The 13,507-nt window shown below is 65.9% G+C and carries 11 protein-coding genes; 5 read left to right on the plus strand and 6 right to left on the minus strand.

Going from position 1 to position 13,507, the window contains the following annotated elements; translation table 11 throughout:
• Positions 1–795 precede the first annotated feature (795 nt).
• The 5 genes from AC5Y2S_RS17950 to AC5Y2S_RS17970 form a co-directional block, all read right to left on the minus strand.
• Entirely contained in the window at positions 796–3,027 is a 2,232-nt protein-coding gene (locus tag AC5Y2S_RS17950) for a molybdopterin-dependent oxidoreductase (protein ID WP_499957349.1), read from the minus strand.
• A gap of 319 nt (positions 3,028–3,346) precedes the next feature.
• On the minus strand, positions 3,347–4,405 hold the full coding sequence (locus tag AC5Y2S_RS17955) for a cytochrome P450 (RefSeq protein WP_499957350.1): 1,059 nt from the start codon (positions 4,403–4,405) through the stop codon (positions 3,347–3,349).
• 296 nt (positions 4,406–4,701) lie between these two features.
• A complete protein-coding gene (locus AC5Y2S_RS17960; protein WP_499957351.1) occupies positions 4,702–5,514 on the minus strand; it encodes a DUF1906 domain-containing protein in 813 nt (270 codons plus the stop codon).
• Between the two features lie 119 nt (positions 5,515–5,633).
• On the minus strand, positions 5,634–6,269 hold the full coding sequence (locus tag AC5Y2S_RS17965; RefSeq protein ID WP_499957352.1) for a TIGR03085 family metal-binding protein: 636 nt from the start codon (positions 6,267–6,269) through the stop codon (positions 5,634–5,636).
• 71 nt (positions 6,270–6,340) lie between these two features.
• Positions 6,341–7,747 (minus strand): adenylate/guanylate cyclase domain-containing protein, encoded by a 1,407-nt coding sequence (locus tag AC5Y2S_RS17970; RefSeq protein WP_499957353.1) that lies wholly within the window; start codon positions 7,745–7,747, stop codon positions 6,341–6,343.
• Between the two features lie 137 nt (positions 7,748–7,884).
• Here AC5Y2S_RS17970 and AC5Y2S_RS17975 point away from each other — a divergent pair, with 137 nt between their 5' ends.
• A complete protein-coding gene (locus AC5Y2S_RS17975) occupies positions 7,885–8,229 on the plus strand; it encodes a hypothetical protein (protein WP_499957354.1) in 345 nt (114 codons plus the stop codon).
• A gap of 64 nt (positions 8,230–8,293) precedes the next feature.
• On the opposite strand, the gene AC5Y2S_RS17980 is transcribed toward AC5Y2S_RS17975, so the two are convergent.
• Positions 8,294–9,196, minus strand: a complete 903-nt coding sequence (locus tag AC5Y2S_RS17980; RefSeq protein ID WP_499957355.1) for an IclR family transcriptional regulator — start codon at positions 9,194–9,196, stop codon at positions 8,294–8,296.
• 64 nt (positions 9,197–9,260) lie between these two features.
• Between AC5Y2S_RS17980 and AC5Y2S_RS17985 the strand changes: the two genes are divergently transcribed.
• The 4 genes from AC5Y2S_RS17985 to AC5Y2S_RS18000 are packed head-to-tail and all read left to right on the plus strand — an operon-like array spanning position 9,261 to position 13,504.
• A complete protein-coding gene (locus AC5Y2S_RS17985; protein WP_499957356.1) occupies positions 9,261–10,190 on the plus strand; it encodes an SDR family NAD(P)-dependent oxidoreductase in 930 nt (309 codons plus the stop codon).
• Complete coding sequence (locus AC5Y2S_RS17990) at positions 10,187–10,990, plus strand: acetoacetate decarboxylase family protein (protein ID WP_499957357.1); 804 nt, start codon at positions 10,187–10,189, stop codon at positions 10,988–10,990. The genes AC5Y2S_RS17985 and AC5Y2S_RS17990 overlap by 4 nt, the downstream gene beginning before the upstream one ends.
• A 4-nt stretch (positions 10,991–10,994) precedes the next feature.
• The gene (locus AC5Y2S_RS17995; RefSeq protein WP_499957358.1) at positions 10,995–12,209 is read left to right on the plus strand and encodes an amidohydrolase family protein; all 1,215 of its coding nucleotides are present in this window, start codon (positions 10,995–10,997) and stop codon (positions 12,207–12,209) included.
• 14 nt (positions 12,210–12,223) lie between these two features.
• A complete protein-coding gene (locus tag AC5Y2S_RS18000; RefSeq protein WP_499957359.1) occupies positions 12,224–13,504 on the plus strand; it encodes an amidohydrolase family protein in 1,281 nt (426 codons plus the stop codon).
• Positions 13,505–13,507 lie beyond the last annotated feature (3 nt).

Consider the following 13,507-nt stretch of genomic DNA (forward strand, 5'->3'; position numbering starts at 1 on the left):
CTCGGTCGGCAACTCGTCCGTCAGATGGAGCGTTTCGTCGCCACCATGCCGACGCATCCCGGCAGGCTAGCCGAACTGGACGCCTGAGCGGAGCATCAGACCGCACACAGATCGCATGGCCATTGCCCGCTATGGGCAAAAACCGGCATTGACCAGCACTGACACTAGTATCTCGGCGTGATCGCCGCGTCCGTCACCGATGGAAACCATCCTGCTCCAACAGCTCGTTAGTGCCAGTTCTTTTGGGTTTCGCCCGTAACTTGAATGGACTTCTTCATCATCGGCGGCCATGTACAGGACACCGGCTTCGCCAGCCGCCACGCGCGACCAAACCACACTCTAGGGCTCGCGTCGCGGTCAGCGACATGTCGATCTCGAACCTGTCCTCGTCATTGAGCAAGTCCAGACTTAACGGCTCGTTCGCGACGTACGCGGTTGCATTACCCACCAATGCAAAGAGCGTGTCGAATGGCGACTTTGCCAGGTGACGCGGAGTGCGCTCGTTGACGACAGTTCTGACGACAACCGTGACGACAATTCCTCCTCAAACCACCACCGCTACAGCATGAAAACGCCGATATTGTGCCTGGTCACGCCTGGGACCTGCTCCTGGCAGTGTGGGGGTCAGGGGTTCGAGTCCCCTTAGCTCCACCACAAAACACGCAGATCAGGGGCACTTTTTCGAGTTGCGGACCTCGGCGCTTTGGCACGCGCCCATCGAGGGCGCGAAATAACATCGGGGCAATGCCCCGCTTGCGCTGCCGCCGCCGGCCGAACCCCCGACTGGTCTGCTTATCAGCCCGCGGGGGCAATGTCGATCGGGATGCCGTTAAGCACAGCGGTGCCCGACAGCGGGTCGAGGTGCGTGCCGTCGTTGAGCTGGTTGACGTTGACACCGGGCTGGCTTGCTGCGAGCTGCTGTCCCGTGCCGCCGCGATCGTGTCCCCATCCATGCGGCAGCGAGACCACGCCGCGGCGCATGCCGTCGGTCAGCTCGACCGGAGCAATCAGCTCGCCGCCCGAGCCCTTGATTACCGCAATATCGCTGAGCCCGAGATCGGCGGCGTCGTCAGGGTGGATCTGCAATGTGCACCGGTTGGTGCCGCGCGACAGCGCGGGCACGTTATGCATCCAGCTGTTGTTGGAGCGCAGATGGCGCCGGCCGATCAGCATGAACGGATCGTTTGCACGGCCGACAGATTCGCGCAGCCGCCCCACGTCGGCGATCAACGGCTCGGGCGCGAGTTCGATTCGCCCCGTTGGGGTTCGGAGCACCTCGGGCAGCCGCGGTTGCAACGGACCCAAGTCGACCCCGTGCGGCGCCGCCTCAAGCCGCTCCAGGGTAAGCCCGTCGGGGTTGGCGCCGAACGCGTCGCCGTACGGCCCGAGACGAAGCATCATGTCGAGGCGTCGTTCGTAGCCTGGACCCCGGACGAGCATCGCGGTCAATTCGTCGACCGCTCGGCCGGCGACGGGTGACTCGGGGTCGGCGGTCTCCTTGGTCAACGTCGTCGCAATCACCTGATCGTCAACTAGCGCGACATCGGCGTCCGGTGCCAGGCCGTAGAGAATCAGGGCTATGCGCGACAGGATCTCCGGCTCGTCCGGCCTTGCGTCCAGCGGCAGAGCGGGCTGCGAGTAGCGCACGTTGTTGTGCACCGCGAGGTTGTTGAGCGCGAAGTCGAAGTGGGCGCTTTGCGCCGGCGCAGGCGGCGGCAGGATCACGTCGGCGTGACGGGTGGTCTCGTTGATGTAGGGGTCGATGCTGAGCATGAAATCAACGCTGTCAAGCGCGCGGTCGAGCCGATCGCCGTCGGGCGCGGACAGCACGGGGTTTCCGGCGATCGTGATCATCGCCTTGATCTGGCCTTCACCCGCGGTGTCGATCTCCTCGGCGAGCGCCGCGGCGGGAAACTCGGACAGCACCTCCGGGTGGCCCGAGACGCGGCTGTGCCAACGCCCGATGCGAAACCCTCGGCCCGGCTTGGGCGGGCGGGGCGCGGGCGCCGTCGCGCCGAGGGGGAACATGGCTCCGCCCGGTCGGTCGAGGTTTCCGGTCAGGACGTTGATCACGTCTACCAACCAGCTGGCAACCGTGCCGAATTCCACTGTGGAGGTGCCGATTCGCCCATACACAGCCGCAGTCGGCGCCGCCGCGATCTCGCGGGCCAGCACGCGTATGTCATCGGCGGATATCCCGCAGTGCGAAGCGACGGCTTCCGGTGCGAATTCATCGGCCAGCGCGCGAATTTCGTCGACGCCGTTGACGTGTTGCGCTATTCCGCCGAAATTCGGTTCGACGAGACCCTCTTCGAAAAGCACGTGCACGATGGCGAACAGCAATACGGCATCGGTGCCGGGTCGCGGCGCAAGGTGGCGGTCAGCCAGTTCGGCCGTGCGGGTGCGGGCGGGATCGATGACGACGAGCTTGCCCCCGCGTTTGCGCAACGCCCGCAGTTTACCGGGAAAGTCGGGGGCAGTCGCCAAACTGCCGTTGGACACTAAGGGATTGGCGCCGATGATGACCAGGTAATCGGTGCGGTCGAGATCGGGCACCGTGAACGCGACCGGGCTGCCGAACATGAGGCCGAGCGCGACGTGCTTGGGCATCTGATCGAGCGTGCTTGCGCTGTACACCTGCCTGGTGCCAAGGCCGCGAATTACCAACGGCGCGTACAGGCTTCCCGCGATGGTATGTGCGCTCGGATTACCGAAGTAGACGCCGACGGATGGGCCGCCGTGCTCGCGAACCACCTCACCCAGGCGGTCTGCGACGACCGCGTAGGCCTCATCCCAGGTGGTTTCGGTCAGCACCCCGTCACGCCGGACGAGCGGACCAGACAGTCGGTCGGGATCGTTGTCCAGTTCGGCGAAGCTCGCGCCCTTCGGGCAGATGAAGCCAGCGCTGAACACGTCATCACGGTCGCCGCGAGCGCCCACCACCCGGCCCTCGGAGATCGTGAGCGTCAGGCCGCAGGTGGCCTCGCACAAGGGGCAGATCCGCAGGGCCGTCCGGGTATCAGACATTCACGCATTCTGCCCCGGCGACTTGGCGATTTCCAGTGCAAACGCGTACGCCCCGAGCGACGCACTGGTCTGGTCTTTGTGCGCGGTTCCAGCGGCCAGCCTCGCGCGCGTTGACCTACGCGATCGTGACGCCCTGTAACGACAACCGACCGGCCGCGTCCACGAAGCTGTATCGCACCGCTTGCGCGTCGGAGTCTCGGCCGGCCAGATCCGCGACGAGAAACGACCACGCGTTACCGCGGGGTGATAGACGCTCTGCTGCACGGTATCTCGAGCTGACGCAGCCGTACTCTGCCGCCTAATCGTCGTGACCGGGAGGTCACGCCGGAATCAGCGTGACCGGCAACCGTTCGAGCCGACGAATCACGTTGTTGACTGCCCACTTTGGAGTCCCGTCGACTTCGATGCGCTTGACGCGTTCGAGCATCGCGGAGAGGATGGCGGCGGTCTCCATCCTGGCCAGACCCTGGCCGGCGCAGGCATGCGCGCCGTTGCCGAACCCGATGTGGCGTCCAGCGTCACGGCGGATGTCGAACAACTCAGAGTTCTCCCATTCGCGTTCGTCGCGGTTGGCCGAGGCGTACAGCACCAGTAATCGGGTTCCGGCGGGGATGTTCGTTCCGGCTATCGAGGTATCGCGGGCGGTCTTCCGGGTGAACGCCCGGACCGGCGATTCGTACCGCACCACCTCGTTGATCGCGTTCGGTAGCAATTCTGGTTCCGCTCTGAGGATTTCCCACTGCTCGGGGTGGGTCGCGAATAGGTGGATCGCACTGGAGATGGCGCTGATGGTGGTGTCCAACGACGGTGCGATGTAGTCGATTACTAGCGGCGGCACGTCCTCGAACGACAAATTGCCTTCATCGACGGCAGCCAATAGTTCGTGAGCCATGCTGCCGGGCAGGACGTTTCGGTCACGCACCACAGCACGCGCGAAGCGCAGCATCTGCATGCTGCGCGGGATGGCTCGGATCGCCTGACGGTTGAGCGGTCCGAGGAGGTCGAAGGTCGCTGCGGCCCAAGGGATCAGGTGCTCGCGTTGGTCCTGGGGCCAGCCGACCAGATCCGGGACCACAGCCAGCGGCAGCGCGGTCGCCAGATCGGCGACACCGTCGACCCGGCCCCTGGTGAGCGCGACGTCGACGATGGCGCCCGCCGCGTCTTCCACGGAGGTAGCGACTCCACGCAGCGCCCTGGGCATCAGACGGTGGGCAACGAGCTTGCGACGCCGGTCGTGGTCGGCCCCGTCGCTGTTGAGCGTGGTGCCGCGGGACAACCGGTTGGCGGCAGCGTTGGCGGCGACACCATGTCCGGAGAGGTACGAGTCGTCGGCTCGCAGGGTGGCCTTGCACTCGGCGTAGCGGGGGAGAGCGATCATCCGGCGGCGAGGCAGCCAGACGAGGGGGCCAAGGCGTCGCAGAGTCCGATAGTGCGGGTAAGGGTCGAGGATGGCCGATGTGCTGTAGACGTCAGGCCGGTACGACGGAATGTCGCAAGGTCGGTGCACCACAAGATCGCCTTAATCGTTGAGCTCGATTCCCGCCCGCGTGCATGGACAGGACGAGGGTGCTGCGCTCAACGCACTGTGCGCTTCGACCCTCAGGTGACGAAATCGTCACATACGACCATATCGTCAGTCAAGAGTCGCTGACGAGCGACGACGACGCCCTAGGCTCAGGGATGTAGGCTCCACTGACCAAAATCCCGGGCAAGGACGTCGTTGACGTCGACTTGTTGTCCCCCGACAACTGGACCTGGATTCGACGGCGTACTCACCACGCGTTGGTAGAGAACTGCGGCGGGGTCGATCTGCCCGCGCGACCAGGCCTTGGTCTGCCAGGCCCACCGGTGGCCCGGGGTGCGAGAACTTCCGATCACGCCGTCGGCGGCGGCCCACTGGCATACATCGAGACCGCCGTAGACGCCGGTACGCTGCACTCCCAATACCGAATTGATGCCGCGAAACCACTTGAGTGCCAGGTTGTTCCACGTGTCGTGGTTGATGTCCTCGTCGATGGTAAAGAAGATCGGGGCACTTTGACCGCCGCCCGCCGCGGTATGCAGCTGCCAGGCGGTGCGAGCGTCCGCGACCCCGCCGTCGAACCCGCGCTTGAAGTCCGATGATGCTGTCCCGCCTGGCTTGCCGTATTGGTAGTTGCTGACGATCATCAGCCCAGCTGCTTTCAGTTGGTCGGCGTAGGGCCGGGTGATCGGTTTGGCGCCAAAGGACGAGCCGGGACGCGATAGCGACACGTAGTTGATGACGCCGGAATAGCCGGCGGCTCGGATGTGCTCCGCTGGAATTTGGCTCATGGCGAAGTCGATCAGTTTGGGAGTCGCAGCGGCCGCCGCCGGGGCGGCGGCAGATGCCATGGCCGATGCCGCGGACAATCCTGGCAGCGCGGACATAGCGATGGTGTAGCGCAATACGTCACGCCGGGAAATTGGGCGCGGCCGCCGGAGGTTTAGACACGCCGACAAGTCCATCGCGTGATGTTAACAACGTGACTGGTGTTAAAAGATGGCGTGTTTGAAGTGATATCAAACCGCGTCCGTGTCGTTGACCGGACAGCAGCTAGCATCGCAAGACGTCACGCGGGCACCGCTCAAAAGCCCCGCTTGGCGGCCCGCACCGCCGCGACGACGTCGTCGTCCCCGCTGAAGTCGACGTGAACAGCGTTGCGGCCGAACGCGAAGAGCAACAGTTCTTGCGGTTCGCCAGTCACGGTTACCGGCGAACCGCTACCGACCGCCACCACCGTCCGACCGTCGGGGGTGTTCAGCGTCAGTCGAGCGGGCAGCGCTGCCATTGACTTCGACAACCCGACTCGGCTGACCCAAGGGATGCGCCGCCTCACCGCTGCAGTGGTCCTCGCATTGAGTTCCCTTGGCTTCCAGCCGGTTTGCGCACGGCGGAGGTCCTCGTGATGGACGAACATCTCGTGGATACTTGCCAGCGGGTCGAGCACCTTGAACAGCGAAAGAACCGGCGGGCCGGAGGCAAGCAGCTCGACCAGGTCCTCGTACGTCGTGGAGGCGGCCAACCGGTCTTGCACGCGCGCGGTGTGTGACGCCAGCGGCCCGAACACGAGGCCGGGCAACGCATCAGGGCGGCGTTCGCGCACGACCAGGTGCGCGGCAAGGTCGCGGGTGGTCCAGCCTTCGCACAGGGTGGGAGCATCCGGTCCCGCCGCTCGCATGATTCCGACGATGGCGGAACGTTCGCGCTGGGCTATCGACATCGCCCCACGATAGGCCGAGGGCCTCGTCGATCACAGCGACGCAGAAGTCTCCGAACGTGCCACCGAGGTTCTTATGGGATCTCGTACACGACCATCTTGTCGGCGATGCCGCGCAGGGCAGCCTCCTTCCGAACCGGTCGGATCGACTCCTTCTCCAGGATCGCGGCGACGCCGGGCGCGTCGATCACGGGACCGGTGATGTGGATCTCCTGCGCGGTGGACAGGCTCTGCACCCGCGCCGCGATGTTGACGGTCTGGCCGAAATAGTCCTGCCGCTCGTTCAGCATCACCGCGAGACACGGCCCCTCATGGATGCCGATCTTTACGATCAGGTCGGTCCTGCCGCGCTCGGCATTGAGCTTGTCCATCGCCGCCCGCATCCGCAATGCCGCGGCGAGCGCGTGGTCCGGCTGGACAAAGGTCGCCATCACCGCGTCCCCGATGGTCTTGACCACGGCGCCCTTTTCGGCCGCGATGATTTCCAGGAGCGCATGAAAGTGCGCGCGCACCAAGTCAAAAGCGGCGAGGTCACCGACCCGCTCGTAAAGCGCGGTCGACCCCTTGAGGTCGGTGAACAAAAAGGTCAACGAGGTGATTTTGAGACGCTGATCGATGGTGAGGTTGTCGGCTTTGAACACATCGCGAAACGTCTGATTCGACAGCATCCGCTTGGCGGTGAGGAACGGCCGGCGCTTGGCCAGCACATTGTGGAGCTCGTCGGCGACAAAGACGGTGGGCAGTGTCCGCACGCTGCACCGATTGTCGAGTGCGAGCCGCAACGGGCCTGGCCGCAAGGTGATCGACTCGGTCGGCGGATGGCCTTTGTCGAAGGTCAGCCCGAGCTGCTGACTTTCCTCGGTCGGCTCGCCCTGTACGTCGATGAAGTGTGCGGTATGTGTCACCGGCTCGAAAACGATGATGAATTGCGGCGGAAGCTCCAACGACAGCACAGCCTTTTCGCCGGCGGCCAGCTCCATGGCATCCAACGTCGCTTCGCCGGTCAGCAAAGCAAAAGAATCCTCGCCGAGATCGATGCCCGAACTCCAGAACACCTGCGTGTAGTAGTCCCATAGCGGGAGCGTGTTGGGATCGTGGGCGGCAATCCGCCTGACCTTGGGGCTGACCGTAAACGCCACCTCGACCTGCTCATCGACGGAAGGCTCATAACCGCAGGCGCATAGTCCACAGCGATAGTCGTCATCACGCAGCGATTTCAGCGTGTCATGCGCGTCCAGCACGCCGCTGCAACCGGGACAAAGCACGTTCCAAGTGAGATCGAACAGGCCAAGCCGCGAGGCATGCAGGAAGCCGGAAATCACCTTCTCTTCGTCGAGGCCGGTGCGCTTGGAAAAGTCCAGGGCGTTGATTCGATTGAGCTCATGATCTTCGCCGTCCTCGATCAGCCGCGCGATAGCGTCCGCGACGTCCGGATCGGCGGTTCGCTTCAGGGCCGAAAATTGCGACTGGAGGTCGCTCATGGTTCCAACCTAAACATCAGCGCAACCTGGCGGCTAAAGCTTCGTTGACACACAGGTGCCTGGGCATAAGCCCTTCAACACCAGACGCTTCGAATTTGATCCGATGCGGCCTCGATCAACTCGATTAGGGTTGATTCATGGGTGGCGAGTTCGTCGAGATCCGCATAACGCTTCCCTGGGAATCTCTCCGGTCGACGCCCGAGGCCGTCCGCCCTCGGCTGCTGGACTGGGAGATTGACGCCAAGGGTAGGCACGTCGCCTGGCGTTACCGGATAACCCGGTATGAGCAGGACGGCCAACCGAGGTGGTGGTTGGACGGGACCGGCCAGCACCCGTGGACCAGCGACGACGTCGAGTACCTGAAGGACGTTGCCGAACACCACGCCGGTCGACTCTTGCGCAGACAGCGCTGGCAGCCCAAGAGCATGTACAACGGGCAGGAGCCCCCGCTGTGGCTAGGGGGCCGAGGGGTGTCGTCCTGAGGACTGGGAATCGCGGCCAGCAAGGCGGTAATTCTTTGGGGGCCGGGAGGCGTTGGCTACCAACCTATTTGGTCCGCCGGGACGGGGACTCTTCGGTCAAGGCGGCGCTGAGTCGGCGGGTCGCAGCAGCGAGCTGCGCGCCCATATCGGTGACCGCCGCGCCGCTCATCGGCTCGGCGCTGGGCACCAGGCTGAGCATGAGGGCGATGCGGGATTCGGCCGCAAAGATGGGCGAGTCGATGTGGCTCACCTCGTAAGTGCGCTCCGGGTCCAGGCTGATCGGGAACCACTCCTCCTGATGGATCAGTTCGTCGGTCAGTTCCTGCGCGAGCTGGCTCAGCCGGGTGGAGCGGACCTCGGCGCTGCGCACGATCTGCGCCAGTTCCCGCAGGCGCAGATCGGGCAGGATGTGCAGGCCCACCGCGTAGCCACGCTGCCCGGCGGCGGCGATGGCCCGGCGATAGCGATCTTGCACGTCCTCGGGCAGGATGGCCAGCCAGCGCTCCCGAGCCTCCGGCCCGGCCCAGGCCACGGTCGACGCCCCATACGGCGGCCGGTGCGGGAACTGGGTACCGATGGGCATCGGGTGGCCGCCGCCGCGACGGCTTCGGACCTGATCGACGACGGTGGAGTAGTCGTCGCTCACCGAAAAGGCAACGCAGTGCGCGCCGGTCGCGGCCGACAGCTCGGCCATCGCTGAGCGGGCCAACACCAGGGCCGGGTAGCGGCCCGCCGCCTCTCGGCCGAGGCGGACCAGAGCGGGACCGAGGTGGTAGGTCTTGCGAACCGGGTCGCGCAGGAGCCAGCCGGCCCGGAGCAGCTCGGACAGCATCGAGTGGCAGCTGGCCTTGTGAACGCTCAAGTGCCGCGACACCTCGGCCAACGTCATCCCCGGGCTGCCGTCACCCGCCAACTGCTCGAACAGGTTCACGACCCGTTCGGTCTGCGGGGAAGGGCGCGGAGCCATCGGTCAATGGTCGCATAATGCGACTTCTTGCGGTGGCATGCGCGACCGTGTGACCATGACCACAATGTCTGACCTTCGAGGCAAGACCGCCGTCGTAACCGGGGGAGCCGGGGGCATCGGCCAGGCCATGGGCAGGCGCTTCGGCCGGGAAGGCATGAAGGTCGTGCTGGCCGACGTCCTGCACGAACCGCTGGGCGAGGCGACCCAGGCGCTCGTGGACGAGGGCATCGACGCGGTCGGCGTGGTCACCGACGTCACCGACTATTCCTCCGTCGAGTCGCTGGCCAAGGAGGCGTTGGATCGCTTCGGCGCGGTGCACGTGGTGTGCAACAACGCCGGCACCGGCGGGGTCTCCGAGGGTTACATGTGGGAACACGACCTGGCGGACTGGCGCTGGGGGATCGACGTCAACGTGCTGGGCGTCATCCACGGCATCAAGGCCTTCGTGCCCATCCTGCTCGAGCAGGGCGACGGACACGTGGTCAACACCTGCTCGGGCAACGGCGGGTTCGCGCCGATTGCCCGGGGGGCCATGGGGGGACCGGCCACGGCCGTCTATCCGATGACTAAGGCCGCGGTGCTCTGTCTGACCGAAAGCCTTTACACCCACCTGCAGATGACCGGGACGCGGGTGCGGGCGCACGTCCTTTTCCCCGGCGGCTTCTTGAACACCGGCATCTGGGAATCGTGGCGGCACCGACCGGAGCGCTATGCCGCGACGCAGGAACGCCGCACACCCGACCAGACGCTGGAAAAGGTGGTGGCCCGCTTCGAGGCCGCCGGCGCACATGTCGAGTTCACCCCGCTCGAGACGGTCGCCGACCTCGTCGTGGAAGGGCTTCGGGCGGACCGCTTCTGGATGATGGAGCCGCCCACTCCGGGCGATCAGGTCGTGAGCAAGAAGGCCGCGTCGATCCTCGCCCGCGGCGAGCCCGACTATCTGGTTGACGTGCTGGGCCAGCATGCCGAAAAAACCGAAGGAGGAACACGGTGAGCGCCAACGAAATTCGCTACGGTCCTCGCGCACCCGAGGCGCAAGTCGACCACGAGATCGACGCCACCAAGGCGCCGATCGCCACCGAGGCGATCACCGTCACGTATCTCACCGATCCGGAGATCGTGGCGGCGGTGCTGCCCAAGCCGCTGGAGCCGGCGGCCGAACCGCTGGTGCGTCTTCAGCTTCAGCGGGTGCAGATCGAGGGCAGGCCGCCGTTCGGGTCGGCGGTGTTCTCGGTGACCGCGCGGCACGGCGACCGGGCGGGCGACTACCCGCTCTTCATGCCCCAGTCGACCGAACAGTCGGTCACCGGCGGGCGCGAAACGTTCGGTGAGCCAAAGAAGCTCGCCCACATCGAGGTGCAGCGCGACGGCGATCGCGTCAGCGCCGCCGTTGACCGGCTGGGTTATCAGCTCATCAGGGTGACCGGGCGGATCACCGGCCCGGCGGAGTTGCCGCCCGACCAGGTGAACACCGAGTTCTACTTCAAGTTCCTGCGGGCCCCCGACGGCGGCGGTATCACCGACCCCCACCTGGTCTACGGCGAATACCACCGGCACTACGAGCTGCTGGAAAACATCGACGGCACAGTGGAATTGGGTGAGTCGCCGCTGGACCCGGTTGCCGACATCGTGATTCGCCGGATCACCTCGATCACCTGGTGTCGCCGGCGCACCATCCAGGTGGGCCGGATAGCGGAGCGGGTGCCGCAGGAATGGCTGCTGCCGTACGTGCACCAGCGCTACGACGACGTGGCCCTGCTCGCGGCCCCTAGGCCCGAGCCGGCCCGGGCCTAGCGCCATGGACCGGTACACGGTCATCTCGGCCGACTGCCACGCCGGCGCTGACCTGCTCGACTACCGCGAATATCTCGATCCGCAGTACCGGGACGAATTCGACGGCTGGGCAAAGACATACGTCAACCCGTTCGGCGACCTCACTGAGGCTGACGCCCAGCGCAACTGGAACAGTGCCCGACGAAACTCGGATCTGGATGCCGAAGGTGTCGCGGGGGAGGTCATCTTCCCCAATACCGTGCCGCCGTTCTTTCCGCAGGCAAGTCTGGCCGCCCCCCAGCCGGTGGACGCCCGCGAGCTCGAGCTGCGCTGGGCCGGGCTGCGTGCGCACAATCGTTGGCTTTCCGACTTCTGCTCGTCCTCGCCCGAGCGGCGCGCCGGGGTGGGCCAGATCCTGCTCGGGGACCTCGACGAGGCCGTCGCCGAGATAGCGCAGATCGCCAAGTTGGGCCTGCGCGGCGGCGTGCTGCTGCCCGGAATCCCGCCCGGCGCAGGCATTCCCCAGCTTTACGCCGAGCACTGGGAGCCGCTCTGGGCGGCGTGCGCGGACGCGGGCCTGGTGGTCAACCACCACGGCGGTAACGCCGGACCCAACCCGACGGACGGATGGGGCAGCTCGTTCGCGGTATGGGTTTATGAGACGCATTGGTTCGCGCACCGAGCGCTGTGGCACCTGATCTTCAGCGGCGCACTGGATCGCCATCCGGACCTCACCGTCGTCTTCACCGAGCAGGGCGCCGGATGGATACCGGCAACCCTCGACTCGCTCGATGTGGCGGCGGCCCGTTACGGGAGAGCGAACTCGGCGATCGCCCGATTCGCCGGGCCCACCGCGGGCTCGTTGACGCTGCGGCCCAGCGAATTTTGGGCCCGCCAGTGTTACGTCGGGGCCAGCTTCATGCGGCCCGTCGAGTGCGCCGAGCGTCACCGGATCGGCGTCGAGAAGATCATGTGGGGAAGCGACTACCCGCACCTGGAAGGCACCGCCCCCTACACCCGAGAAGCGTTGCGCCACACCTTCAGCGGTGTCCCGGCTGACGAGGTGGCGGCCATGGTCGGCGGCAATGCGGCCGCCGTCTACGGCTTCGACCTCGACGCCCTCGCGCCCCTCGTCGACCGAATCGGCCCGACCGTGGCCGAGGTTGCCGAGCCGCTGGCGGCCGTGCCCGCCGGCGCCAGCAGCACCGTCTTCGAGCCCGACCCGATTCGTGCCTGGTAAGCGAGAGGACCTCCATGAACGACGCCGCGCCCTATCTGATCATCTCCGCAGACACCCACGCCGAGCTGCCCACTGAGCAGTACCGCGAGTACATCGACCCGGAATACCGGGAGGACTTCGAAACATTCCTCGCCGAGAAAATTGCCGCGGCGGCGCAGGCCAGCGGCTTCATCGACGAGGAATTCGCGCAAGCGTGGTTCGACGAACACGGAGACGGCATCGCGGGTGGCTGGGACGTCGCCCAGCGCGACCGCGAACTCGACGGCGACGGCGTTGCCGGCGAGGTCATCTTTCCCGACGCGGACGCCGTCACCGGTGTCGCCGGGGCTCCGTTCGGTGCGGGCCTGGGGCAGTCTGGCGACCTGGACCCGGGACGTGCGATGGCCGGGGCACGGGCCCACAACCGCTGGCTGGCCGAGCTATGCAGCCACAGCCCCGAGCGGCGGGCCGGCGTCGCCGTCGTGCCGATCCTGGCGGACGTCGACGCGGCGGTGGCCGAGATCGCTCGAGCGGCCGAAGCCGGGTTGCGCGGCGGCATCATGATTCCGGTGCTCTGGGGTGACTATCCGCCCTACCATGACCGGCGTTACGACAAGGTGTGGGCCGCCTGCCAGGACCTGCGGATGCCAGTTCACACCCACGTCGGTCCTGCACCGAGTGAGCAGTACGGCCCACACCTGGGTATCTATACGACCGAGGTGCGCTGGTGGGGAGTCCGGCCGCTGTGGTTCGCGTTGTGGGCCGGCGTGTTCGAGCGCTTCCCGAACCTGCGCTGGGGGGCCACCGAGTGCGGTGCCTACTGGGCTAACGACCTGCTGTGGCTGATGGACACCCGGTTCATGCGTGAGCACTCGGCCAAGAAGATGAGCCGTCTGCTGGAGGGCGATCTGACGATGCCACCCTCGGCGTACTTCGACCGGAACTGCTTCATCGGTGCCACCACGACCGAGCGCCGGGAACTAGCCCGTCGCTACGAGATCGGTGTTCCAAACATGCTGTGGGGCAACGATTATCCTCATCCGGAAGGAACATGGCCGCATACCCGCGACTGGTTGCGGCGCTCGTTCTGGGACATTCCAATAGACGAGACGCGACAAATCCTCGGGCTTACCGCAGCCGAGGTGTACAACTTCGATGTGGGTGCGCTCGCGGACTTGGTCGAGCGCATCGGCCCGACCCCCGAGGACCTGGGACAGGACGATGCGGTGAGCATTCCCAAGTGGGAGGCGGCCCGCCAGGTCGGACGGCACTGGCTGACCGACGCGGAGCCTATCCCCGACCTCGTGGAGAACTGAGGG

This window comes from Mycobacterium sp. NGS69, from assembly GCF_059812165.1.

Bases quoted from the DNA above. Each gene is read 5' to 3' on its own strand.
- AC5Y2S_RS17950 (WP_499957349.1), bottom strand. From the start codon at position 3,027: ATGTCTGATACCCGGACGGCCCTGCGGATCTGCCCCTTGTGCGAGGCC.
- AC5Y2S_RS17955 (WP_499957350.1), bottom strand. From the start codon at position 4,405: ATGATCGCTCTCCCCCGCTACGCCGAGTGCAAGGCCACCCTGCGAGCC.
- AC5Y2S_RS17960 (WP_499957351.1), bottom strand. From the start codon at position 5,514: ATGGACTTGTCGGCGTGTCTAAACCTCCGGCGGCCGCGCCCAATTTCC.
- AC5Y2S_RS17965 (WP_499957352.1), bottom strand. From the start codon at position 6,269: ATGTCGATAGCCCAGCGCGAACGTTCCGCCATCGTCGGAATCATGCGA.
- AC5Y2S_RS17970 (WP_499957353.1), bottom strand. From the start codon at position 7,747: ATGAGCGACCTCCAGTCGCAATTTTCGGCCCTGAAGCGAACCGCCGAT.
- AC5Y2S_RS17975 (WP_499957354.1), top strand. From the start codon at position 7,885: ATGGGTGGCGAGTTCGTCGAGATCCGCATAACGCTTCCCTGGGAATCT.
- AC5Y2S_RS17980 (WP_499957355.1), bottom strand. From the start codon at position 9,196: ATGGCTCCGCGCCCTTCCCCGCAGACCGAACGGGTCGTGAACCTGTTC.
- AC5Y2S_RS17985 (WP_499957356.1), top strand. From the start codon at position 9,261: ATGTCTGACCTTCGAGGCAAGACCGCCGTCGTAACCGGGGGAGCCGGG.
- AC5Y2S_RS17995 (WP_499957358.1), top strand. From the start codon at position 10,995: ATGGACCGGTACACGGTCATCTCGGCCGACTGCCACGCCGGCGCTGAC.
- AC5Y2S_RS18000 (WP_499957359.1), top strand. From the start codon at position 12,224: ATGAACGACGCCGCGCCCTATCTGATCATCTCCGCAGACACCCACGCC.